We start from the raw sequence: 24,732 nt of genomic DNA on the forward strand, positions 1-24,732 counted from the left end.
AAATAATACATAAATAATATTGATTTTATAGAAGACTAAGAGTTTAACTAAAATCAGGATGTCACTTTAACTCCATGTAAATAATTTAAAGAATTCAAATGAAAATATCACCCAATAAACTTAATGCTTACTTATTATTGAAATTGCCTTCCGCCTATTTTACGGGTGTTAGAACACGTTTTATAGATAATGAAAAATGTGTTGTTACCGTAAAACATCGATGGATTAATCAAAACCCTTTTAACTCCATGTTTTGGGCAGTTCAAGGTATGGCAGCCGAACTTACTACAGGTGCCTTGGTCATGCAACAAATTAAAGCTAGCGGCAAAAACATATCCATGTTGGTTGCCAATAACCAAGCGAGCTTTGTTAAAAAAGCCACTGGAAAAATAACCTTTGTCTGTACAGAGGGTTTACAAGTAGGTGAAGTTATTAAAAAAGCCATTGAAACTGGTGAAGGACAAACTTTATGGATGCATTCGAAGGGAACCAACTCCGAAGGAATTGAGGTCTCAAATTTTCAATTTGAATGGACACTCAAATTGAAATCATAGGTTTTAGTTTACCGTATTCAGTTGTGATTTTCAATATTCTGTCGTTAAAATTTTAAAGAAAGATGTAACAAATCGTCGAATTTATCAACTGATATACTGAACAATTTAACAGCCAAACATTTATCCGTCCATAGCTTTAGAAATGGTGGCTTAAATAATAAAATCAAAAATTATGACAGTTCACGAAATAGATTACAAAATTTACGGCGAAGAAATGCAGTTTGTAGAAATAGAACTGGATCCTCAAGAAGGTGTAGTGGCAGAAGCTGGTACTTTTATGATGATGGACGATGGCATTAAAATGAAAACTATTTTTAGCGATGGTTCTTCTAAAAATAAGGGATTTTTAGATTCCATACTTGGTGCTGGAAAACGAATTCTTACTGGAGAAAGCTTATTTATCACAGTATTTTACAACAATTTAAACGATAGGCGCAAGGTTAGTTTTGCCTCTCCTTATCCAGGTAAAATAATCCCAATTGATTTAAGGGCCTTTAATGGAAAGTTTATCTGTCAGAAGGATGCGTTTTTATGTGCAGCTAAAGGAGTAAGTATAGGTATTGAATTTAGTAAAAAACTAGGACGTGGATTATTTGGTGGTGAAGGTTTTATCATGCAAAAACTAGAAGGCAACGGAATGGCTTTTGTGCATGCTGGAGGAACCATGGCAAAAAAAGAATTGCGTTCTGGCGAGGTACTTAGGGTAGATACTGGCTGTATCGTTGGTTTTACACAAGATGTAGATTATGATATTGAATTTATTGGAGGCATAAGAAATACTGTTTTTGGAGGAGAAGGTGTGTTTTTTGCAAGGCTTCAAGGCCCCGGAACTGTTTATATTCAATCTTTACCATTTAGCAGATTGGCTGGACGTGTTTTGGCAGCTGCCCCAAAAGGAGGGGGTAAAGATAAGGGTGAGGGCAGTATTCTTGGCGGCTTAGGAGATTTATTAGATGGAGATAACAGGTTTTAAATGTATAAGAGATTGTTAAATTTATGTTTAAATGAGAAAGCAATCCTTTTTTTCATTAAATTTAACAAACTAAACTAAATTATTCAGCATATTAAACAAATCTACTTTTAACCAAAACCTTAAAATACTATGGCTAGAGCAATGTTCGAGTACACTAAAACTGTACTTGATAAAGTAAGTTTTGACGCTACGTTGTTTTGCAGAGAAGTACAAAAAGCCCTTCAAAGATTATTGCCTTATGAAATTGAAGAGTTAAAGATTTTTATCCAATCTCTTGTACAGCAGAATCCCGACTTAAATCAATGTTTAATCTATCTAAAAGAATAAAAACTAAAGCGACCAACAGGTCGCTTTTTTTTAATCTAAAATTATTTGGATAGAACTCATAGTGAAATAAGAATGACATGAGATTTTTAACATCTGTTTTATTCTCTATGTTTAGACCTATAATGAATTAAGTTCCTGGAATGAAGACGGTACCATGCGTTGGTCTTTTTTTATGCGTATCTGTCACTTGCGTACAACAAGTCTTTAAACTTTATGTAAAAAAATGAAAATGTTTTAACAGAGAGTTTGGTTAAAAACAACCCCATTATAAGTCTAAACCCGAAACAGCTTGTGTTCTCTTTTTTAATGATTAAAGATAATATTTCAGGGAGCACGAGATTTTCTTTGCAGTGTTATATTATATACTCAAGACTTTGGTAATAAAGTTGTTTTAAATATATTAGTCTTCCCTAAATTTACCTCTTGTATTTTTTTTTAGTCTTAATAAGTAGTAATTGTGATAAGGATGGCGATACACCTCCCGATTGTGGATGTAATTCTGAAACTTTAGAGGAAATGTCTGTTTTAGAAGAAGATAATCTGGTTGCAACTATTGGTTATAAAAACACAGCTTGATCCATTAGATGATTATTGTAATGATCATTTTTGGATAGGTATCTCTCCTGAAAATTGTCTCTATTGTAAAGATATCATGATAGTTTGCAATGAAAGCTTTTTAAATGGTCAATTTGATTATTTAAAAAATGACATTAATGAACCAGCTCAAATAAATTTTTCAGGTGAAATTAAAAAAATATGTAAAAGAGTAGCGAATATTCCAGAATACAGTTATTATAGGGTTGTCCTAACATCTATTGAAAAATTATAAAAATTCATTATTTAGGTAGTGGACTAATAATTTTAACATTCTGAAAGGCAATTGCACCTCTTATAATACCAGAAATAACCGTATGCATGGCTTCAATTATTTGCATCTTTAATTCACTTTTATGGTAAAGGATGCTTACTTCTCTAGCAGGAGTTGGTTCGTTAAAGTGATGTAAATTACCTTTGGATTTGTCGTTGAGATCTAAGGTATGTAAATAAGGAAGGAGTGTCATTCCTAGACCTTCATTAGAAAGCTTTATTAAGGTTTCAATACTGCCACTTTCCAATTGAAAATTGGTGTCCACTTGATTTTTAAATGTTTTACACAAGTTGATAACGCCATCTCTAAAACAATGTCCATCCTCAAGAAGCAGCATATCATCAATCTCTAAATCGTCCGTATTTATTTTTTGTTTGCTATGTAATCTGTGGTGCTCTGGAATATAGCCTACAAAGGGTTCATAATAAAGTACACGTTCCTTGATACTTTCAGTTTCTAAAGGGGTAGCAGCTATCGCAGCATCTAAATGACCTTCGTTTAATCTGGAGATAATGTCGTCTGTAGTTAATTCTTCAATCTTAAGTTTGATTTTAGGATATTTTTTTATGAAGGTTTTTAAAAACATAGGTAAAAGCGTCGGCATAATAGTTGGAATAATACCTAGTTTAAATTCGCCTCCTATAAAACCTTTTTGTTGATCGACTATATCTTGAATTCTATAGGATTCGTTCACAATATTTTTTGCCTGATTGACTATTTTTTTGCCCACATCGGTTAATTCAATGGGTTTTTTGCTCCTATCGAAAATTAAGACATCCAATTCGGTCTCCAATTTTTGTATTTGCATGCTTAAGGTAGGTTGGGTAACAAAGCATTTTTCGGCGGCTTTAGTAAAATTCTTGTTTTCGGCTACTGCTAGAACGTAATATAGTTGCGTGATAGTCATGGGTATCAATTTAGACTATAAAAATATAAAAACTATCAATAAAACTTATGATATAATTTGTTAATTATCTGGTAAATTGGAGTAAATAATTAAAACAGAAAACATTATGAAACTTAATAGTATTGGATTAAATCAAAATAAGACCAAAGACATTGCTAAAGACGTAAATGAATTATTAGCAAATTTTCAAATATATTATCAAAACTTAAGAGGAATCCATTGGAATATTAAGGGAAAACGTTTTTTCGATTTACATGTGAAATTCGAAGAGCTATATACGGATGCCAATATTAAAGTAGATGAAATTGCTGAACGTATTTTAACTCTAGGTGAAACACCTTGGCATACTTTTGATGATTATACCAAATTGGCAAAAGTGCCCATTGGTAAAAATATTTCCCAAGACGAAAAAGCAGTTCGTTTAATTATTGAATCTTTATCTGAATTATTGAAAATTGAAAGACAAATTCTAGATAAAACAGATGAAGCCAAAGATGAAGGAACCAACTCCATGATGAGTGATTTTATTACCGAACAAGAAAAAACTGTTTGGATGATGAAAGCTTGGTTGGGAGAAACTGTATAGAACTCTTAAATTAATAGCAATTGTAAAAGCGACCTATTTTGGATACTTGATGTAGCCAAAAGGTCGCTTAATTTTTTGTTGGATATAAGACTTTTACAGTCTAATATGTAGCTCTAAATCTTTATTTTCTAAATTAAACATGGCATCCGTAAAACTTGGTGGACCATAAAGCATTGGGTTGTTGGACATTCCATAAGACTCTAAAGGCATTCCATTGGTGTCGAAATCCATTTTCCCATTATCATTTGCGTCATGAAATACCATAATAGCGTATGTTCCTGGAGTTAAGCCTTCAAAAGTTACTTGTACTTTTCCATCTACAATGGCACTTTTCTGGTTGTCAAGATCCTTACTTTTCATAAAAGTACTTCCGTTATGCAAGCCAATCAACATGCTGCCATCGTCGTTTAATGCATTGTCAATTTTAACAGTTATACTATAGGTTTTTGGGCTGTCTTGAGCTTGGAATACTTGTGTAATAAAAAAGAGAGAGAAAATTAATGTGAGCGTTTTCATGATTAAATATTTTAGTTGATTAATACGTATTAAAGGTCTAAATAATTTTAATTATAGTCTAAGTAAATATTCCCAATTGTTATTTAAGGCCCTTGAATTGTTGGTTTTAAGAGGAGTGATTTCAGATTTTTAACATAAACCTTTTATATGGTTTGCAATTGTCTTTATTTTGCGCTCTAAACAAAATAAAAGATTGAACTTTTTAGATCGGTCAGTCCTTAAAAAAAATAATTAATCATGTTTTATAGCTTAGATATTTTAGGAACCATAGCCTTTGCCATTTCGGGTGTTTTAGTTGCCCTAAGTAAACGCATGGATCCATTTGGTATCTTGATTATTGCCTTTGTTACAGCTGTAGGAGGAGGAACTTTACGAGATGTTTTAATAGGAGATACACCAGTTAGCTGGATGAAAAACATGACCTACACCTATGTTATTTTAGGCTCTACCATATTTGCTGTTGTGGTTAGAAATAAGATCGATTACTTAAGAAAATCCTTGCTATTATTTGATACTATTGGAATTGGCCTATATACAGTTGTAGGTGTGGAAAAAGGAATTTCGGCAGGATTAAATCCAATTATTTGTATTTCTTTAGGAACTATGTCGGCTTGTTTTGGTGGTGTTATTCGAGACATCCTTTGTAATGAAATTCCTGTTATTTTTAGAAAAGAGATTTATGCCACTGCCTGTATTATCGGAGGGTTTTCGTATTTTTTATTTATGAAACTTACCATGCCTGTAGATTTGGCCTTTGCTTTGGCAGGATTGACCGTAATTATAATAAGACTCTTAGCCATTCGTTTTGGAATTAGTTTACCTAGTCTTTACAAAAACGAGGAGAGTTCTTTTTGAAATTGAAATTGAAATGATTGTCGAACTTATAACGCGACAACTTAGGCAAAAAAACTACTTAATTATTTCTACTTTTTCAATATAGATATTGCTTAAAGGCCAATCGCTTTTGTCTGTTTTTTGTTCAGCAATTTTATCCACGACGTCCATACCATTAATTACTTTTCCAAAAATGGTATAATCGCCATCTAAATGATGCGCGCCACCTTTTTGTTGTACTATAAAAAACTCGAATGGAGAAGCTAGCTTGTATGGGTTTTCAATTTCACTACTTGGCATACTAATAACGCCTCTATCATGTTTAAAGCCACGTTTGGTGTCTGTTGGTAAAAGATATTTCCCAATGTTATAACGTTTTTTAGCAATTTCCGGATTGTCTGAATTTCCAGCTTGAACAATAAAATTATCTATTACCCTGTAAAACTGGGTGTCATTAAAATATCCTTGTTTTGTTAAGAAAATAAAATTTGCTCGATGAAATTTGGTTTCATTAAACAATAAGATATCTATAGTTCCAAAACTTGTAGTAATACGCACCTTGTTTTCAGGGTTTTTCTTTTCGTAAATAAGAAAAAACTCCATAGCATTTTTGTCTGTTAACTTGGTGGTGTCTTTAATTTCAAACTCTGCATCTGCTTCATTTTTTAAAAGACTGTCTTTTTTATTTTTTTTTGGTGATTCCTTTAAAGTAGTCTCTGTATTTTTGCCAGATTGCTTATCTTCACAATTCAATAAAATAAAACTAAAAAGCACTAGAAAAATATATTTCATAAATAAATTTGAATGTTTTAAAAATATCAGGTTTATTAATGATGGCTTAATATTTAATAAAAAACCATGGAATTTGATAAATTTTGTAAGCTCATTTCAAAAATAGAAAATATCCCACTTCCAGCCGAACCTTCTCAGTTAAAAATGTCTCCTCCTTTTAGGGAAATCTTGGAGGAGAAACAAAAGCACCTGATAAAAAACGCAAAAAAAGCTGGGGTCATGGCTTTATTTTATCCAAATAATATCCAGGAAACTAATTTGGTTTTAATTCTAAGAAAAACGTACAAAGGGGTCCATTCCGCACAAGTTGGGTTTCCAGGAGGAAAATTAGAGCGTTCAGATACGTCCATTAAAGCCGCTGCTATAAGAGAGACTTTTGAAGAAGTTGGCATACCTGTGCAACATATTGAGGTTTTAAGAGCACTTACACAAATTTATATTCCGCCTAGTAATTATTTTGTTCAACCCTTTATTGGAATTTCTAAACGAACACCACATTTTATAAAACAAGACGATGAAGTGGAGGATATTTTGGAAATTACTTTAACCGATTTTATCAACGACGCCAACGTAGTTACAAAAATTGTATCAACTTCATATAACGTAGATGTTATGGTTCCTGCTTTTAATTTAAATGGTCATGTGGTTTGGGGAGCTACAGCTATGATGCTCAGTGAAATAAAAGACTTGTTAAAACAAGTCCTGTAAAAGTTCTGTTTTACTACCTTTGTATTTCCTAACTATGAAACTAATTTTATGGGATTGTTTAAAAGAAACCCTTTCGGACATATACTTTTTATAAAAAAATGGGTGATTAGAATTATTGGTTCTTTATCTCATAGACGATTTAGGGGGTTTAACGAACTTCAAATTGAAGGTTCTGAAATAATTAAAAACTTACCGGATAAAAACGTGCTTTTTATATCCAATCACCAAACTTATTTTGCTGATGTGGTTGCCATGTTCCATGTGTTTAATGCTAGTTTAAGTAATCGTGAAGACAATATTAAAAATATTGGATACTTATGGAATCCTAAATTAAATATTTATTATGTCGCGGCAAAAGAAACCATGAAATCTGGTTTGTTGCCTAAAATATTGGCTTATGCTGGCTCCATTAGTATTGAGCGTACATGGAGGGCTAAAGGCGAAGATGTAAATAGACAAGTAAAGATGAGCGATATTTCGAACATTAAAATGGCTTTGGACGATGGTTGGGTAATTACTTTTCCTCAAGGAACTACAACGCCTTTTAAACCTATTAGAAAAGGTACGGCACATATTATAAAACATTATAAACCTGTTGTTGTACCTATTGTAATTGATGGTTTTAGACGTTCTTTCGATAAAAAAGGTCTCCGTGTAAAAAAGAAAAATATTTTACAAACCTTTGAAATTAAACAGCCTTTGGATATTGATTATGACAACGAAAGCATAGCTGAAATAGTAGAAAAAATAGAATACGCGATCGAACAGCATCCTTCTTTTCTAAAAGTGATTCCTAGAGAGATTTTGGAAGAAAAAGAAGAATTGAACAAAATGAGAAAATGGCGTCTTGAAGATGATTATTAGTTAGACTTCCATTCTTCTTAGCTCTCTGTAATTCTTGTTTAAGCGTTTTAATAAAATTCCATAAATTAGGTAGTAGAAGCCTAGAATTACACCAATAGATAAAGCAAGTATTACAACTGTTACTATAATAGTTGTAGCATAGAACTTAAATATTTCTCCGTTGGCAGATGCTTTGTCCATAAGAGAAATAACTTCTTTATCTCTATTAAACTGAATTCCCAAAACCATAAAAGCAGAAACAGCTAAATATATTAAGTTAAAACCTACGTATTGTTTAACGGTACGTCTGGTTTTTAATATGTTTTCCATTAAAATTTTAGCATTATCCGTAGCAGAAATTGTTTTGTAATTCATATAAAACCTATAAAAGAAATAGGCTAAAATAAAATAGCCTAAAACCATAAAAGGAATCATGATTTTATCGGCGTGATAGGTCTCGAAACGTTGGTTGAAATCGGTATCCTTGAATGCAAACGAAATAATCAGCCAAAAAATAAATTCCAACAGACTAATAATAAAAATCCACTTGACTATGGATGACGATTTCCTCAAAATCATGTTGTATAACTCTTTGTAAGAAAGTTTTGGATACTTGGTATCTTCATCTTTCTTCCAGTCTTTTTTTAATAATTCTAATTCATCCATAGGGTTACGGATTTAAAATGGTTCTTAACTTTGTTTTCACTCGATTCATCTTTACTCTTGCATTCACTTCGGTAATTCCCAGAGTTTCACTTATTTCTTTATAATTCTTGTCTTCCAAATAAAGGAAAACAAGTGCTTTTTCAATATCATTTAATTGGTGAACAGCTTTATACAAAAGTTTTAATTGTTCTTCTTCAGTATCATCGTATGGTTCCGCTTTTATTTTATATTGGAAAGAACTAAAATCTTCGGTAGCAATAGAGCGTTTTCGTTTTCTGTAGAGTGTTATGGCTGTATTTAGCCCAACACGATACATCCAGGTGCTAAATTTGGAATCTCCTCTAAACTTAGGATAGGCTTTCCAAAGTTGAATGGTGATTTCTTGGAATAAATCGTTGTGAGCCTCTTGGTTGTTGGTGTAAATTCTACAAACCTTATGGACAATGTTTTGATTTTTCTCTAATTCTTCAACAAAGCTATGTTCTAACTCTTTATTCAAACTGATGGTTTAGTTAATCTATAAGTAGATGTTTGTTTCATTTAGTTACAAAGAAGTAAAAGTTTATTTAAAAATAGTCAATAAGTCCTGTTTATTGTACCTTTGTTTTAGATATTTTCTAAAACTTTATGAACATTCCAAAATCCACAAACCCACGTATTGTCATCATTGGTGGGGGTTTTGCAGGCGTCAGCTTGGTGAAACGTTTTGCAAATAAAAAAGTTCAAGTTGTACTTTTGGACAAACGCAATTATCACACATTTCAACCCTTACTTTATCAAGTATCATCTTCTGGTTTGGAACCAGATTCCATTGCATATCCTTTAAGGAAAATTATTAAAAAACACAATAACATCTTTTTTCGTTTGACGCAAGTATCTACTATAGATGCTGAAAACAATCAAATTATTACCGATATTGGATCGTTATCTTATGATTATTTAGTAATTGCAACAGGGACAAAAACCAATTATTTTGGCAATAAGGCTATTGAAAACAATAGCATGCCAATGAAAAATTTGCCGCAAGCCTTAAATATAAGAAGTTTGATACTTCAAAATTTTGAAAGAGCAACCATAGCAAAATCTTTAGAAGAACGTGAAGCCTTCTTAAACTTTGTAATTGTTGGTGGCGGGCCAACCGGGGTAGAACTTGCTGGAGCTATTGCCGAATTGAAAAACCATATTCTTCCAAGAGATTATCACGATTTAAATTCACACGATATGCAAATTCATTTGTTGGAAGGTGGTCCTAAACTTTTGCCTCCAATGAGTGATCATGCCTCCAAAAAAGCATTGGAATTTTTAGAAAAACTAGGAGTTGCTATTCACTGTAATACTTTTGTTAAAAACTACGATGGCTTAATAGTTTCCACAAATACCGATTTAATTTTAGAAACAGAAACCCTGATTTGGGCTGCTGGAGTTACTGGAAATCCCATTCAAGGTTTGTCGGAAAAGGCACTCATTGAAAAAGCAAATAGATATCGTGTAAACAGATACAATCAAGTGGAAGGATATGCCAATATTTTTGCCCTTGGAGATATTGCTTTAATGGAAACAGAAAAGTATCCAAATGGACATCCTCAAGTAGCACAACCTGCTATTCAACAAGGGAAATTATTAGGAGAAAACCTAATGAAATTAATAGAAGGAAAACCCCTTAAAAAGTTTGAATATAAAGATAAAGGCTCTATGGCAACCATAGGAAGAAATAAAGCTGTGGTAGATTTAAAAGCTTATAAGTTTTCTGGATTTTTTGCCTGGTTTATTTGGATGTTTGTACACCTCATGTCCTTAGTTGGTTTTAGAAATAGAATTGTGGTTTTATTTAACTGGACTTATAATTATATTAATTTTGACAAAGCAGCCAGACTAATTATACGACCGTTTAAGAAGTTGAATTGATTGTTTATCTATTTGCATTTAAGTATCTGATTGTAAAAGCTAAAATAAATCGGTATAAATAAAACCTATCGTTGCTTTAAGAGCCCAAAAACGATAGATAACTGTGCAAAGGCATAGGTAAACATAATACTAAAATTTGAAAATGGCAAAGGCTGATAAAATTTGTTTAAGGCCAATATACTATCCGAAATCATAAATAAAACAGCTCCAATAAATACTAAAATATAATTGCTTTTTATAACTTGTCCCTGACGAAGAAATGCGGTTGTTGCCATACTTAAAATAACCAGCATATATAAAATTACAGGAAACAACATATCTCCTAATCCATCTTGTAATAGATAAAATAAAAGTATCCCATAAGCTAACATTATACCTATAAAAACGAGGCTGTTTTTAGAACGATTTCTTTGTTTTAAAAACACCAAAACATAGAAAACATGTGCTGTTAAAAAGGCTAGTAAACCTCCTATAAAAAAGTTCCCGGATTGGTTTACAAACATGAGTAAAATATCGCCCAATAAAGAGAATACCAAAGCGTAAAAAATCATTATTCTAATTTTCTTTTCCATTTGTTTACTTTGACTCCAGAAATAAAATATTAAAGAAATAAGTAATGCTGGTTTGGCTAAATAATTTAATGTTGAAATTTGTTCAAAACTTGAAGTTGCAATTTCTAAAGCAAGTAGAAGAACGAATAGAATGGAAAATGATTTTTCGGTTTTGGTTAGCATAGGTCGATCGTTGAAATCAAATATATTCATTTCGTCAATCAATTTTTACAATTCGGTCATTTTAAGTTTTAGTTCTTTTTGTTTCTAAAGAGATTTGTCTTATCAATCAAAAAACAAACGGTAAAACCAAACTCCATGAAACTATCATTTTTAATTATTTTCTTTTTCACACTCGCTTCAGGTGTTTCTCAAACCGTTATTAGTGGAAAAATTACAGATGGAAAAAATCAGCCAATAGAAGGAGCGAACGTTTTTATAGATGGCACTTATGATGGTGGTACAACTAATGAAAATGGATATTTTTTATTTAAAACCGATGAAATTGGAGTGAAAACATTGAAAGTTTCATTTGTATCCTACGAAACATTTTCACTCACAAAAGATGTTTCCGAATTACATAATTTACAAATTAAATTACGTGATGATGTCAATGCTTTGGATACCGTTGTTATATCTGCAGGAACATTTTCGGCTGGAGATAACAGTAAAATATCCGTTTTAAAACCCCTGGATGTGGTTACTACTGCAAGCGCCTTGGGGGATTTTGTTGGTGCTCTACAAACTCTCCCTGGAACAACGACAGTTGCCGAAGATGGACGTTTGTTTGTAAGAGGAGGAGATGCTACCGAAACCCAGATTTTTATAGATGGGATTCGTGTATTTACGCCTTATGTGCCAACTACAAGTAATACGCCAACTCGAGGACGTTATTCGCCATTTTTATTTGATGGGATTACCTTTTCAACTGGTGGTTATTCGGCAGAATTTGGCCAGGCTTTATCCTCTGTTTTGTTATTAAACACAATAGATGAGCCAGATCAAGAAAAAACAGATATTGGTATCATGAGTGTTGGTGCTTCTTTAGGGCATACCGAACTGTGGGATACCAGTTCTTTAAGCGTTAACGGTTCCTATATTAATTTGGCTCCTTATGTAGCCTTGTTTCCTGATAGAAACGAATGGATAAAACCTTTTCAAGGCGGATCTGGTGAAGCTGTTTTTAGAAAGGTTTTTCAAAGTGGTTTATTGAAATTGTATTCGGCTTTTGAAATGAATGGATTTGACCTTATTCAAGAAGATATTAATTTTCCGGCAGGAATCCACAATATGCTTCATAATAAAAATCTCTATTTCAACGGTTCATACACTGGTGTTTTAACAGATAACTGGTCCGTTTTTGGAGGTCTAAGTTATACTTATAACAAAAATAAAATTCTAGTTATTGAAGACGATATAAAGGATACTGAAAATTCGTATCATGCCAAATTCAAATTAAAACATCATTTCAATAGTCGGTTTAAATTAAATCTTGGAGGCGAATATTTTGCAACTTATTTTAGCGAGGATTTTAAAAACACGAATATAAACGACATCTCCTATGGATTTAAAAATAACATATCTGCTGTGTTTTCTGAAGCAGACGTGTTTTTCTCAAAAAACTTGGCTTTACAAGCAGGTTTGAGATTGGAATATAGCGAATTGTTTAAAGAATTAACCTTGTCACCAAGACTGTCTTTGGCGTACAAAACATCGGCTATTAGCCAAATTTCCATCGCTTATGGAAACTTTTATCAAAATCCAAACAACACTATTTTAAAATTTGAACAGAACTTAAATGCTCAAAAAACAACCCATTATATTTTAAATTACCAGCTAAATAACGAAGGCAAAATTTTTAGGGCAGAAGCGTATTATAAAAACTATACCAACTTAATAAAATTCAATACGGAATATCCTGATTTTTCCAGTGTTTATAATAATTCAGGCTCTGCGTATGCTACAGGATTGGATTTGTTTTGGCGAGACAATAAAAGTATTAAAAACTTAGATTATTGGATAAGTTATAGTTTTTTGGATAGCGAAAGAAATTATGAAAACTATCCAACAGCTGCGGCACCAAATTTTGTAAATACGCATAACTTATCTGTTGTAACAAAATATTGGATTGAAAACTGGAAAAGCCAGATTGGAATGAGTTATACCTTTGCGTCGGGACGTACGTATACAAATCCAAATCTTGAAGGGTTTTTAAATCAGAAAACAAAATCTTATAATAATTTAAGCCTTAATTGGGCCTATTTAATTAGTCAACAAAAAATCCTGTATCTGTCTGTAAATAACGTCTTGGGAATAAAAAATATCGATGGCTACCAATTTGCAAATGTTCCGGATAGTAACGGAAATTATGCGAACCGAGCTTTAAGACCGGCAGCAGATCAATTCTTTTTTATAGGCTTTTTCTGGACTATAAGCGAAAAGGGAACCGATAATCAATTAGATAAATTATAAGAGCAAATTGGCTAAAATTCTAATTTATAAAACTGATTTATATCATAGTAATTTGATGACTAATATCTTAGCTTTAAGATATTAAATTGAATTGTCATGATACCAAAAAAGAATCCAAATATTGAAGTGGGTCGAAACAGTGGTATATATTTTGCCATTGGTTTAAATGTCATGTTGCTTTTTACCTACCTTTCTATTGAATATAAAACCTATGATACTTCAGAAATCAGTTTAGATACTGTTCAAATGGTTCAAGAGTTGGAAGAGGATATTCCAATAATCGATTTGGAAGTGCCTCCACCACCTCCGCCACCTCCAGTATTTGCTGCTCCCGAAACCATTACAGTGGTTGAAGATACCAAAGACATTGAGGAAACTGTATTGGAAAGTACAGAAACCAGTCAAGAAGATAAAATAGAAGAGCCTATAGTTCAAGTGGAAGATGTAAAAGTAGAAGAAGTAGAGGAAGAGGTTTCTGTTCCTTTTTCTGTGGTTGAAAAAGTGCCTATTTTTCCTGGTTGTTCAGGAACTTCAAATCAAGAACTGAAGGATTGTTTCAGTAAAAAAATAAACGAACACATTATCAAACATTTTAAATATCCTTCCACAGCTTTGGATTTGGGGATTTATGGAAGGGTTTTCGTCCTTTTTGTTGTGGATAAAGATGGAAATGTCACCAATATAAGATCTCGTGGTCCAGATAAAATGCTAGAGGAAGAAGCAGAACGCATTATTGGATTGTTACCTAAAATGAAACCTGGAATGCAACGTGGAAACCCAGTTTCTGTTCCCTATAGTATTCCTATTAATTTTCAAATTCAGGATTAGAATTTACAGAAGTATTCTTAATAAGTAAAACACACTTTCATATTAAAATCATGAAGGTGTTTTTTCTTTTAATATGAAGGTTAGTTTTAAATTGATGTCAAGCTAACATGCGATTTTTACCAATTGTTGGCAATCTTATTTAGTAAAAATTTTCTAAGTAAATAATATAAATTACAGTTCAGAAACAACATCATACAGTTCAGCACAACTCTTTTTATTATTAATGTCATTAGTGAGATATTTGACTCAGCATTAAACCTAAAAAAAATGACACACTTAAGATTTTTTATTATTGGCGTCAGTATTTTTCTAACTGGAAATATCTTTGCGCAAACCAATTACGAAAAAAGCATGGAGAAGGCTTTTAATTTATGGGAAACAAATCCAATAGAAGCTTCCCAATTATTTGAACGCATAGCTTCGGCAGAACCAGAAAATTGGCTACCACCATATTATGCTGCAGAAACCTTGATTTTGGATGGGTTTACTAAGTTAAATGATAAAAACACATTGGATAAGCAATTAAATCAGGCTCAAATTTTTTTGAATTCTGCTTCGTCCATTTCAAAAAACAATCCAGAAATAATGGTCATGCAAGCCTTATTATATACGGTTTATGTGGCAAGCGATGGTGCAACTTATGGGATGACCTATTCTGGAAAGGTTATGGCTTTATACAACCAAGCTGAGAAATTAGCACCAAATAATCCAAGAGTTGTTTTAAGTAAAGCCGATTGGGAAATTGGAGGAGCACGTTATTTTGGACAGGATATCAAGCCATTTTGTAAAGATGTAGAAAGAGCTTTAGAACTTTTTGCTACCTTTAAACCTGAATCGAAATTTGCTCCAACTTGGGGAGAAGAACGAGCCTTAGAAGTTTTAAAAGACTGTAAATAAAAGCCATGAGTAGAAACACTAAAAATATCATAATCACTTTTGGCATTGGATGTCTTGTCTTTTTAATTGGTAACGCCATTTTTAGTGATTTTAAATTTGAAAATTTAAACGGCTTTCTTCTCAACTTCACTTTTTATCAATTATATGCATTTGTATTGGGGTATTCTAACATGTATTTTTTCGACTATATGGAAAAATATCCATGGAAAGACAAAGACAGTGTAAAACGTATTGCAATTGGTATTTCAGGCTCTATAGTTCTTACTTTGGTTGGCTTGTTTTTATTAAGAATGCTAACTGCTATGTTTTACAGCGATCAAACGTTTGAAGCCTTTATAACTAATGAATCCTATAGGAATTACACCTTTGGATTATGGATTACACTATCCATAGTTATTACGTTTCATGCTGTTTATTTCTTTAAAAAGAATCAGGAAAAGAAGGTCAAGGAATCTCAAATAGTTGCTCAAACACAAACGGCCAAATTCGATGCTTTAAAAAATCAGTTAGATCCTCATTTTCTATTCAATAGTTTAAATGTATTAACTAGTTTAATTGAAGAAAATCCAGATAAAGCGCAAGATTTTACAACTTCATTATCTAAAATTTATCGCTATGTTTTGGAACAGAAAAACAAGGATTTGGTATCGGTGGACGAAGAATTGAAATTTGCAAAAACCTATATGTCTTTATTAAAAATGCGCTTTGAGGACAGCATTGTTTTTGATATTCCGGAACAAGCTTCAAATCCAGACAGTAAAGTGGTGCCACTGTCTTTGCAATTGTTATTGGAGAATGCCGTAAAGCACAACATGGTCACGGAAAAAAATCCGTTACACATAAAAATTTATGAAAAAGACGGTCTCTTAATAGTAGAAAACAATTTGCAGACCAAGCAAATAGTAAAAAAAAGTAGTGGTGTAGGTTTAAATAATATCATGCAGCGTTATCAATTATTAACCAAACGAAAAGTTATTATTAATCAACAAGCAGATAGTTTTGCAGTGGCATTACCTATGCTTACAAAACAAATTACGATTATGGAAACGAGATCATTAAACAATAGAGAAGATGCTTATTATAGAGCAAAAAAGCAAGTTGAAGAAATCAAAGGATTTTACGGAAATTTAATCTCTTATATGGTAGTCATTCCTGTTTTGGTTTTTATAAACTATAAAACCTCATGGAATTTCCAATGGTTTTGGTTTCCTATGTTAGGTTGGGGAATGGGTTTGATTTTTCATGGTTTTGCCGTGTTTGGATATGGTAAATCTTGGGAACAACGAAAAATACAGGAGATTTTAAATAAGGAAGATGAGTTTAAACAAAGTAAATGGAGTTAACTATGGGACGAGATTTTTCAGATCTAGAGCGTTTAGAACGTGCTAGAAAACGAGTTAAAAAGATTAAAGGATTTTATTCACATTTATTGGTATATGTAGTTATAAATCTCATGGTTGTTGTAATTAATATTCAAGACCTGGAGCCTGGGGAAAGCTATTTTCAATATAAAAACTTCTTTACGTTGTTTTTCTGGGGAATAGGCTTAGCAATTCATGGATTAACTGTGTTTTTACCAGATTTTATTTTGGGGAAAAAATGGGAAGAAAGAAAAATTAGAGAGTATATGGAAGAAGATGAAAAGCATTGGGAATAAACTTAGTTTAAGTAAATTTTTGAAATAACGAATAAACCAACCAACCTTTTAAAATATGAAAGTTATTATAATTGAAGATGAAAAACCCTCTGCAAGACGTTTAAAGCGCATGTTGGATAAAATTAACATTCAAACCGAGACCATGTTGCATTCTGTTGAGGAATCTGTTAGTTGGTTTCAAGAAAACGAACATCCAGATTTAATCTTTTTAGATATACAATTAAGTGATGGTTTATCCTTTGAAATCTTCGATTTAGTGGATGTAAAATCCTCAATTATTTTTACAACAGCTTATGATGAATATGCGCTTCAAGCTTTTAAGCTAAACAGTGTCGACTATTTGTTAAAGCCTATTGACGCTGAAGAAATGGAGCGTGCTATTAAGAAATTCACTGTAAATCATAAAATAAATCAACCGGTAACCTTAAATTTCGACGACATTAAAAAACTCTTGGTAGATCCAATAAAAAGTGAGGAAAAGGAATATAAAAAACGCTTTTCGATTAGAGTAGGACAGCATTTAAAACTCATTTCTACAGATGAAGTTGAATGCATTTATAGCGAAAATAAAGGAACTTATCTGTATACAAACGATGGAAGAAACTATTTGCTGGATGTAACATTAGAGCAATTGGAGGACCAGTTGCAACCTGAATTGTTTTTTAGGGTAAATAGGACTTTTTACGTGAATATTAATGGCATTAAAGATATGATAAGTTATACCAATTCGCGTTTGCAAATAAAATTACATACATATAACGAGCAAGATGTTATTGTTGCTAGAGAACGTGTTAAGGACTTTAAAATGTGGTTGGAATAATTTATTCTTCTATCCTGTTATCATCAAAAGAAGATGGTAATAACTTTGGTATAAACTTAACAACCAAAGGTAAAAGTAAAGCGCCTCCAGGAAGCATGAAAATAGCCAAACTTGGAATGGATTTAAAAATATCCAATAACTGACCTTGTACTTTTTTTTGTTCTTCGTCGCTTAAATCTCGTACGGTCGATTTCGATAGTAATACCATTAATTCCTTACTCTCTAAAAGTTCTTTTTGTAAACGTTTGCTGTTTCTGGAAATAAGTTTGGTAACCATTTTGCTCGAGTTAGAGTAAAAGGTTTTTACAATGTTCTGTGAGCTTAATAAGGCTATTTTGTCTTTGTTGTTCTTATAAAAAGTCTCAATAAAATGAATGGAATTATCAATACGTGCTTGTTCTAAATTAAGTTGTTTACCAAGTTTTAAAAGTAGCAGTTTTTCATTTTTATCAATATTTAAATCTCCCCAAGTTGCCATACTGGCAAGATCCATAATATAATATTTTTCTAAATCGGTGTTTATAAACTCCAAAGCTTCTTGATAGGTGAGAGTTTTATGGGTTTTATATCTTATCGATTGATCTACTAGTTTTAGTAAACTGTTATCGTATTCTGTTTTTTTGTTTTTAGAATTTAAAACTTCTCTAACAATACTTTCTATAGCCGATTCTAAATGCTGAATGTGTTTTTCAGAAATTTTTTGAGTTTGTAAAAAAGCTTTATAAGCTAGAATATCGGTAAAAAGTAAAGCGTTTGTAATAAAATAATTAAAGCTTCTGTCAATTAGGTTATCGTCAATTTGTATGCGCTTGTGAATAATTTTTTCTAATAAAGAAGCAGATTTTTTTTCACCTAAAATTTCAGAAAAAATAGAGGTGGAGTAAGCGTTTATTTCAATATAAAAATCGATAATACTTTCAACAAAATCAATGTCGGATGTTTTGTTTTCTTGAAAAATGTATTTTAAAGCCAATAAAAAATTCACTTTACAAATCTCTTCTTCGGTCATTCCCGAATAGTCAAGATGGTCTTTTACAATCTTGATATTACTTCCGTAAATAAAGCCACTTTCTCTTAAAGAATCATAAAACGTATTGTAGTTGGCATGATTCCAAATAGGAGCCGTGCTTATTTCGTTTAGTAATTTCTTTATCCAGCCACTTGCTGATGGGTTCATGATGAGCATATTTCTTGGTTGTAAAGATAAATTTTTAAATCGAATAAGGGTTCATTTAATAAAGATGTAAAAAAAGATAAAACCGACTTATACTTTTTTTCGTAGGTATTGCTGAGAGACAATTATTAATTAACAAAAAACTCAATATTATGAAAAAAATGAAAGTATTATTAGGAATTGGAGCCTTAACAGCTGCTGGATTCTTTATGGTAGCAGCAGATCATATCGATGCTCCTGCAGTACAAGGTGGTACAAGTGATATCACAGATTTTTATGCCTTTCAGGCACAAGAAACAGACAATGTTGTATTTGTAGCAAATGTTCAAGGGCTGTTAAGTCCTTCGGCAACTGCAGATGCTGTCTTTGATGAAAATGTATTGATAGAGTTTAATATAGACACTACAGGCGACTATGTTGAAGATCTAGTTATACAAGCTATCCCAAGAGATGGTAAGATGTATTTCTTCGGGCCTACTAATCCTGGAAATGTTGGACTAAATAGTTCTATTGAAACTTCTGGAGCAAAATCTATGGTAGATATTACTCCTTATGGTTCTGAAGCAATTATGAAAACAAGTAATGGCTTAAAAATATTTGCAGGTCCTAGAGACGATCCATTCTTTATGGATTTTGCGCAATTTGGCGAAATACTTGCAGGAAATGCAACAGGCTTTAACAATCCAGGTTCCGACACTTTTGCCGGTACAAACGTAATGTCTATAGTAGTTGAAGTGCCAAAAAGTATGTTAGGTGGTTCGGGTACAGTAAACACATGGGTAGAATCTAAAAGAAAACAATAATAACCTTTAAACACACTAGAATTATGAAAACTTTATTAAATATAAAAAATATCGTTGCCGTCCTTATAATTTCAGGATTAGCCTTTAATTGTTCAAACAACGACGATATGAATACAATAAGTCAAATGCCTTCAGAACTTGATTTTTCTGGAATCTATGCACAACAAGATCAAATGGGAAGACCAGCGATAAACACGGTTTTTGTGTCTTCTGCTAGTAAAGATATGTTTAATGTAACGCCTCCTTCGCAACAAAATGCAGCGTTTCAAAGCATGTTTCAAGCTAATTTAATGGCATTAAGCCCAGCTTATGCAAATCCAGGAGACACCAATGCCTTAGGACTAGATGCTGCAACCTTTACTGGTTTATTGGCTACAGATGTATTGAATTTGTCTTTAGATGGAACAACTACTTTTTACGACGGAACGAATGTATTAACCGGTCGTGCTTTGGCAGACGATGTTATTACAGTAGAATTACTGCTCATTTTTGGTGGTGAAGATTTTTCTGAAAATCCAAACCTATCTAACGACTATGTCGATGCAAACGATAAACCTTTTTCAGCCTCATTTCCGTACTTAGCTTCGGCTTGGTAACATATTGATAACCATTAGAGGGTGATTTCATGTTCTAATGGTTTTTAATCAAACAAAAAAAATCACAAAAACAACAACAAAATGAACACGTATAACAAATTCATACCAATGGTTTTATTACTTCTGTTTTTAACCAGTTGTCATACAAACCAAAACAAGATTACAAATATGGGAGATTACAATCCATATCTTGAAATAACTGAGAACAAAACCCTGCAAAAAGCCAATGAGGAACTTAATTTTTGGGAAGAAAAACTAGAAAAAGAACCGGGTCAATATCCTTATTTGGCTAAAGTTGCAGGAGCTCAAGGACAATTATTCCATGTTACTGGAAATATAGATTATTTAATTAAAGCGGAAGAAAGTTTTATTCAAGTTAATGAGAAAACAAATTATCAACAATCGGGATACTTACGTTCTTTAGCTAGAAATTATATTTCACAACATAAATTTAAAGAAGCCTTAGAACTTTTAAAGAAGGCAGAAACGCATGGCGATAATTTAAAAGGAACTCAAAAAATGTTATTCGATGTTTATTTGGAATTAGGGAATTACGATGTAGCAAAAACCTATCTCTATAAAATTAAGGATGTTTCCGATTACGATTATTTAATTCGTTTATCAAAATGGAGCGATCATCAAGGAGATTTACAAGCTGCCATAAAATATATGGAACAAGCTCTGGCAATTTCTGAAGCTTCTAAAGTGGATGGTTTTATGCAATGGAGTTATACCAATATTGCCGATTTTTATGGTCATAATGGAGAAATTGAAAAATCTTACACCTATTATTTAAAAGCCTTGGCATTAAATCCTGACGATGCATATGCTAAAAAAGGTATTGCTTGGATCGTATATTCTTATGAAAAAAATCCAGAGGAAGCGCTTCGTATTTTAAATAGTATTTCAGCAAATCATCAAGCTCCTGATTATTATTTATTTAAAGCTGAAATTGCTGAATATCAGAATAATATGGATGAAAGCAGTGAAAATTTAAATCAGTATTTTAAGGCCGTTGCTAATAGTAAATATGGCAATATGTACAATAAATATAATGCTATTTTATATGCTGAAGATTTACAGAAACTGGAATCAGCGCTTCAAATAGCAAACACCGAAATTAATAACAGACCCACACCACAGTCTTACGATTTATTAGCTTGGACATATTATAAAAAACAAAATTATGTGAAAGCTTTAGCAATTGCTGAAGAATACATTGTGAATAAAACTTTTGAACCTGAAGCTTTATACCATTTGGCTAAAATTTATAAAGCCAATGGAAAAATGGCAGAGGCCGAAGGTTTAAAGAAGGAATTATTAGAAAGTACTTTCGAACTTGGACCAGTTATGGAAAGAGACATTCAGAAAATTTAATCTATGAAAATTGAAAAAGTTATAATCAGCGAAAAATATGTTTTTTAAGTGTAAAACACATAATTGAGGGATTTTGAGAGTGTTTTTTGTTGGTTTTTTTGAAAGCGTCAAGTTTAATTATAGACTTGGCGCTTTTTGTTTGATTAGTAATTTACCCGTGGATAAAACTTTATTTATTCCATGTTATGTTCGAAACGGATTATAATAAACTCTGCCGGACGGACTGTGGCAATCCCGATTTCGACAATCATTTTTCCTTGAAGAATATCATTGGATGTCATTGTTTTGCCTAAGCCAACTTTTACAAAATAAGCCTGTTCGGGTTTGGATCCGGCTAAGGCACCTTGGCGCCATAAACCAAGGAGGTATTTATCTATTAAGGCTTCAGCTTTTAACCAGGTAGAACTATCGTTGGGTTCCAAGACAGCAAAGGATGTTGATTTATATGCTGATTCTTCAATTAGATTTGCAAGCCTTCTCGTAGAAATATAACGCCATTCATGGTCATTTCCTGCTAAAGTTCGTGCGCCCCATACCAAGGTTCCTTTTCCAGGAAGGCTTTTAATAGGGTTGATGGATTTACCAGAAGATGCATCAACATTTAAAAATTCTTGCTCACTTTGACTTAATTCTTGAGTTGGTCCTACAATTCCTTTAATGGCTACATTTGCGGGAGCTTTCCAAACCCCACGATCCCGATCAACTTGAGCATAGATTCCAGCAATGGCAGCACTTGGAGGTAAAATAACATTGTGTTTTGTTAATTCTGTTTTTATAAAATTATAAGTCTCAGGATTCGAGTTTTTTAGTAAGTTTAAACTAGTGGAATTGGTTTCTGAGGATATTTGGTTTCTTATGCGACCTCTATTATTAACTCCTTCAAAAATAACAGTTACTTGATTTTCGTTATAACCATAGCTTAGATTTGAATTAAGATATGGCATATAGGCAGCACCATATTTCATGTCACCAACTAAACCATTTCTAAAGTTAGTTGCCGATCTTTGGATTTGGTCAGTTGTTATTACATCGAAAATGGCAAAACGATCTTTTAAAGAATGACATTGGGCTAGAGCTTCTTGATAAACATCATAATAACCCGATGTTAAATAAACAGCATCAGGAGAAACTAAGAGTGTTACTTCATCTATTTTGCTAATAGCTGCTAATGCTTTAATATATGCATCAGATTCTCTTATAATATCAAGGTTGTTTCGATCTTCTAAATTAGGTACAGGAACAATATAACAAGGTCCACCACCATTTTTAAAATATAGATCAAGGGCATAATACATGATTTGTTTCTCAGCATCCTCATCCACACCCAACTCCATGATTTCAAATTTGTTTGTAGCTGGGTCTTGTTTTAATTTTATTCTATAATTATAAGGTTTGAAAGTTCCAAAGAGAGTTTCATACTCCAACATAGAACTTATTTTAACAGGAACTAATGCTTTACCCTCTGGGTAGTTGACAGTTTTTCCTATAAATGCGGGAATAGCAGAATGAACTTCAGTAAAGGAAGGAGGGAGAGTTTGATTTATTTTCTTCCAAGTACCGTTTTGGTAAACCATAATGGTGTCTCCCAATTCGGTAATTGCTGTTATTTGTGCAGAGATTTGGAAATAGAAAAGTAAAATGATGAGAATTGTTATTGATTTCTTCATATCTTATATTTAACTATTAATGCCATAAGAAAACAATTGTTAACGGCGTTCTAACCAATTATTTTTTTCAATTTCATATCTTCTATCGATACAATTGTCTCTTTCGTTAAAAAACTCCCTTACAGGTTTCATAAACTTGTTCAAAATTTTTACCGAAGCTGTGTTTTCAGTATTAACATCTGCTGTAACTTTATCTATATTCAATTCATTAAAATAATAATTAAGCATGCCTTTTGTGGTTTCTGTTGCGTATCCTTTTCCCCAATAATTTACTCTAAATCTATAGCCTAATTCTTTTTCATTGTCGTCATTGATTAGAAATAAACTAAGTCCAATCATTTCAGGATTTCCTTTTTCGAAAATGCCACACACACATTTTTCGTTCTTTAAAGTGCTTAATTTTATATTCAGGTTTTTATGAAATCTTTCTAATATTTGACTTTCCAATAGCTTTGGTTGAGGAATGGGTGTAATAATTCTTGGGTCGGAGAGTAATTCAATAAAGTTATTTTGGTCTGTGGCTTCTAAACTTTTAATAAGTAATCGCTCGGTTTCAAATATTTTCATGTTCTAAATTGCTTTATTTAATGGGTTGCGGTTTTTCTGTAAAAAAAAGGTAACGTGTTAAAGTTAGTAAATTTCAGGTTTTATGAGCTTGGTTGTAAAACGTTTTTTATTTAACGATTTATCAGTTTCACAATAATTGTTATTATATATAATTTGTAGGTTTGTTTTTATCTACCCATAAAGTGTTTATGAATAAGAAGGAAAATGGACATAAAAAACCAAAAAAGCCATGGCCAACTAAAGAAGCTATGGAACAAGTTTATGCCATGAAACTATGGGGTGATAATGAATCTGATTTTTATTCAGGAGAAGGATCTCATCATTCTGAATTGGTAAATCCATATATAGAAGTTTTAACTTCATTTTTAACTTCATTTAAAAAACCTCTAGTGGTTTGCGATCTAGGGTGTGGCGATTTTAATATAGGAAATCAACTGGTAAAGCATACGGAAAGTTATGTTGCCGTAGATATAGTTAAAAACCTTATAGAACGAAATAAGGAAAAATTTAAAGAAGATAATTTGAAATTCCATTGTTTGGATATTTCGGTTGATGATTTGCCTTCTGGAAATTGTGCTTTATTAAGACAAGTGCTTCAACATATTTCGAATGCTGAAATACAAAACATTCTTAAGAAGTTATCTCATTTTAAATATGTTATTTTAACAGAGCATGTGCCGGAAGGAGATTTTGAACCCAATAAAGATATTATTTCAGGGCAAGGAATTAGACTAAAAAAACAAAGTGGTATTAACTTATTAGCTCCACCATTTAATTTAAAGGTTAAAGAAGAAAAATGCCTGTTATCTGTTGTTTTAAATGAGAGCAAAGGGGTTGTTGTAAC

At 32.2% G+C, this 24,732-nt stretch carries 28 protein-coding genes; 19 read left to right on the forward strand and 9 right to left on the reverse strand.

The features are described from left to right. The first annotated feature begins 98 nt into the window (after positions 1-98). From VKY47_RS01580 to VKY47_RS01595, 4 genes are all read left to right on the forward strand, one after another. Positions 99-554, forward strand: a complete 456-nt coding sequence (locus VKY47_RS01580) for a DUF4442 domain-containing protein (protein ID WP_324309812.1) — start codon at positions 99-101, stop codon at positions 552-554. A 172-nt stretch (positions 555-726) separates the two neighbouring features. Then, positions 727-1,527 (forward strand): TIGR00266 family protein, encoded by an 801-nt coding sequence (locus VKY47_RS01585; protein ID WP_324309813.1) that lies wholly within the window; start codon positions 727-729, stop codon positions 1,525-1,527. Positions 1,528-1,656: 129 nt separating this feature from the next. Further along, positions 1,657-1,854 (forward strand): hypothetical protein, encoded by a 198-nt coding sequence (locus VKY47_RS01590; RefSeq protein WP_324309815.1) that lies wholly within the window; start codon positions 1,657-1,659, stop codon positions 1,852-1,854. 423 nt (positions 1,855-2,277) lie between these two features. Continuing rightward, positions 2,278-2,430, forward strand: a complete 153-nt coding sequence (locus tag VKY47_RS01595) for a hypothetical protein (RefSeq protein WP_324309817.1) — start codon at positions 2,278-2,280, stop codon at positions 2,428-2,430. 260 nt (positions 2,431-2,690) lie between these two features. Here the strand turns inward: VKY47_RS01595 and VKY47_RS01600 are convergent, their stop codons facing one another. Next, positions 2,691-3,629, reverse strand: a complete 939-nt coding sequence (locus VKY47_RS01600) for a LysR substrate-binding domain-containing protein (RefSeq protein ID WP_324309818.1) — start codon at positions 3,627-3,629, stop codon at positions 2,691-2,693. Positions 3,630-3,735: 106 nt separating this feature from the next. Here VKY47_RS01600 and VKY47_RS01605 point away from each other — a divergent pair, with 106 nt between their 5' ends. Next, positions 3,736-4,215, forward strand: a complete 480-nt coding sequence (locus VKY47_RS01605) for a Dps family protein (RefSeq protein ID WP_324309820.1) — start codon at positions 3,736-3,738, stop codon at positions 4,213-4,215. Between the two features lie 93 nt (positions 4,216-4,308). On the opposite strand, the gene VKY47_RS01610 is transcribed toward VKY47_RS01605, so the two are convergent. Beyond that, positions 4,309-4,731 (reverse strand): DUF2141 domain-containing protein, encoded by a 423-nt coding sequence (locus VKY47_RS01610; protein ID WP_324309822.1) that lies wholly within the window; start codon positions 4,729-4,731, stop codon positions 4,309-4,311. A 237-nt stretch (positions 4,732-4,968) separates the two neighbouring features. Here VKY47_RS01610 and VKY47_RS01615 point away from each other — a divergent pair, with 237 nt between their 5' ends. After that, a complete protein-coding gene (locus VKY47_RS01615) occupies positions 4,969-5,586 on the forward strand; it encodes a trimeric intracellular cation channel family protein (RefSeq protein ID WP_324309823.1) in 618 nt (205 codons plus the stop codon). Between the two features lie 54 nt (positions 5,587-5,640). Here VKY47_RS01615 and VKY47_RS01620 read toward each other — a convergent pair whose 3' ends face one another. Next, positions 5,641-6,357, reverse strand: coding sequence for a peptidylprolyl isomerase (locus tag VKY47_RS01620; protein ID WP_324309825.1), 717 nt, complete (start codon positions 6,355-6,357; stop codon positions 5,641-5,643). 66 nt (positions 6,358-6,423) lie between these two features. Between VKY47_RS01620 and VKY47_RS01625 the strand changes: the two genes are divergently transcribed. Both VKY47_RS01625 and VKY47_RS01630 read left to right on the forward strand, forming a co-directional pair. Continuing rightward, positions 6,424-7,065, forward strand: coding sequence for an NUDIX hydrolase (locus VKY47_RS01625; RefSeq protein WP_324309826.1), 642 nt, complete (start codon positions 6,424-6,426; stop codon positions 7,063-7,065). 48 nt (positions 7,066-7,113) lie between these two features. Next, a complete protein-coding gene (locus VKY47_RS01630) occupies positions 7,114-7,929 on the forward strand; it encodes a lysophospholipid acyltransferase family protein (RefSeq protein WP_324309827.1) in 816 nt (271 codons plus the stop codon). Here the strand turns inward: VKY47_RS01630 and VKY47_RS01635 are convergent, their stop codons facing one another. Both VKY47_RS01635 and VKY47_RS01640 read right to left on the reverse strand, forming a co-directional pair. After that, entirely contained in the window at positions 7,930-8,574 is a 645-nt protein-coding gene (locus VKY47_RS01635) for a hypothetical protein (RefSeq protein WP_324309828.1), read from the reverse strand. 4 nt (positions 8,575-8,578) lie between these two features. Continuing rightward, the gene (locus VKY47_RS01640; RefSeq protein WP_324309829.1) at positions 8,579-9,073 is read right to left on the reverse strand and encodes an RNA polymerase sigma factor; all 495 of its coding nucleotides are present in this window, start codon (positions 9,071-9,073) and stop codon (positions 8,579-8,581) included. A gap of 128 nt (positions 9,074-9,201) precedes the next feature. Here VKY47_RS01640 and VKY47_RS01645 point away from each other — a divergent pair, with 128 nt between their 5' ends. After that, complete coding sequence (locus VKY47_RS01645; RefSeq protein ID WP_324309830.1) at positions 9,202-10,479, forward strand: NAD(P)/FAD-dependent oxidoreductase; 1,278 nt, start codon at positions 9,202-9,204, stop codon at positions 10,477-10,479. 65 nt (positions 10,480-10,544) lie between these two features. On the opposite strand, the gene VKY47_RS01650 is transcribed toward VKY47_RS01645, so the two are convergent. Continuing rightward, entirely contained in the window at positions 10,545-11,243 is a 699-nt protein-coding gene (locus VKY47_RS01650; protein ID WP_324309831.1) for a lysoplasmalogenase, read from the reverse strand. 105 nt (positions 11,244-11,348) lie between these two features. Here VKY47_RS01650 and VKY47_RS01655 point away from each other — a divergent pair, with 105 nt between their 5' ends. The 6 genes from VKY47_RS01655 to VKY47_RS01680 all read left to right on the forward strand — a co-directional run bounded on the left by VKY47_RS01655 (position 11,349) and on the right by VKY47_RS01680 (position 17,704). Then, entirely contained in the window at positions 11,349-13,502 is a 2,154-nt protein-coding gene (locus VKY47_RS01655) for a TonB-dependent receptor (RefSeq protein WP_324309833.1), read from the forward strand. Between the two features lie 96 nt (positions 13,503-13,598). Next, a complete protein-coding gene (locus VKY47_RS01660; protein WP_324309835.1) occupies positions 13,599-14,330 on the forward strand; it encodes an energy transducer TonB in 732 nt (243 codons plus the stop codon). A 267-nt stretch (positions 14,331-14,597) separates the two neighbouring features. Continuing rightward, positions 14,598-15,227 carry a tetratricopeptide repeat protein gene (locus VKY47_RS01665; RefSeq protein ID WP_324309836.1) on the forward strand — a complete coding sequence of 210 codons (630 nt, stop codon included), beginning with the start codon at positions 14,598-14,600 and terminating at the stop codon, positions 15,225-15,227. A 5-nt stretch (positions 15,228-15,232) separates the two neighbouring features. After that, positions 15,233-16,570, forward strand: a complete 1,338-nt coding sequence (locus VKY47_RS01670; RefSeq protein WP_324309838.1) for a histidine kinase — start codon at positions 15,233-15,235, stop codon at positions 16,568-16,570. Further along, complete coding sequence (locus VKY47_RS01675; protein ID WP_324309839.1) at positions 16,561-16,884, forward strand: 2TM domain-containing protein; 324 nt, start codon at positions 16,561-16,563, stop codon at positions 16,882-16,884. The genes VKY47_RS01670 and VKY47_RS01675 overlap by 10 nt, the downstream gene beginning before the upstream one ends. A gap of 55 nt (positions 16,885-16,939) precedes the next feature. Further along, positions 16,940-17,704 carry a LytR/AlgR family response regulator transcription factor gene (locus VKY47_RS01680; protein ID WP_324309840.1) on the forward strand — a complete coding sequence of 255 codons (765 nt, stop codon included), beginning with the start codon at positions 16,940-16,942 and terminating at the stop codon, positions 17,702-17,704. 1 nt (position 17,705) lies between these two features. Here the strand turns inward: VKY47_RS01680 and VKY47_RS01685 are convergent, their stop codons facing one another. Continuing rightward, complete coding sequence (locus tag VKY47_RS01685) at positions 17,706-18,881, reverse strand: LETM1-related biofilm-associated protein (protein ID WP_324309841.1); 1,176 nt, start codon at positions 18,879-18,881, stop codon at positions 17,706-17,708. 149 nt (positions 18,882-19,030) lie between these two features. Here VKY47_RS01685 and VKY47_RS01690 point away from each other — a divergent pair, with 149 nt between their 5' ends. The 3 genes from VKY47_RS01690 (at position 19,031) to VKY47_RS01700 (ending at position 21,654) form a co-directional block, all read left to right on the forward strand. Then, positions 19,031-19,681 (forward strand): DUF4331 family protein, encoded by a 651-nt coding sequence (locus tag VKY47_RS01690; RefSeq protein ID WP_324309843.1) that lies wholly within the window; start codon positions 19,031-19,033, stop codon positions 19,679-19,681. 23 nt (positions 19,682-19,704) lie between these two features. Beyond that, on the forward strand, positions 19,705-20,277 hold the full coding sequence (locus VKY47_RS01695) for a DUF4331 family protein (RefSeq protein WP_324309844.1): 573 nt from the start codon (positions 19,705-19,707) through the stop codon (positions 20,275-20,277). 81 nt (positions 20,278-20,358) lie between these two features. Continuing rightward, complete coding sequence (locus VKY47_RS01700) at positions 20,359-21,654, forward strand: tetratricopeptide repeat protein (RefSeq protein WP_324309845.1); 1,296 nt, start codon at positions 20,359-20,361, stop codon at positions 21,652-21,654. Positions 21,655-21,827: 173 nt separating this feature from the next. On the opposite strand, the gene VKY47_RS01705 is transcribed toward VKY47_RS01700, so the two are convergent. Further along, positions 21,828-23,321, reverse strand: a complete 1,494-nt coding sequence (locus VKY47_RS01705) for a phage tail sheath family protein (protein ID WP_324309847.1) — start codon at positions 23,319-23,321, stop codon at positions 21,828-21,830. 39 nt (positions 23,322-23,360) lie between these two features. After that, complete coding sequence (locus VKY47_RS01710; RefSeq protein ID WP_324309849.1) at positions 23,361-23,888, reverse strand: GNAT family N-acetyltransferase; 528 nt, start codon at positions 23,886-23,888, stop codon at positions 23,361-23,363. A 188-nt stretch (positions 23,889-24,076) separates the two neighbouring features. Between VKY47_RS01710 and VKY47_RS01715 the strand changes: the two genes are divergently transcribed. After that, on the forward strand, positions 24,077-24,732 hold a 656-nt coding region (locus VKY47_RS01715), incomplete at its 3' end, for a class I SAM-dependent methyltransferase (RefSeq protein WP_324309851.1).

Origin of the sequence: Xanthomarina sp. (genome assembly GCF_035306705.1) — a bacterium.
Classification (GTDB): Bacteria; Bacteroidota; Bacteroidia; order Flavobacteriales; family Flavobacteriaceae; genus Xanthomarina.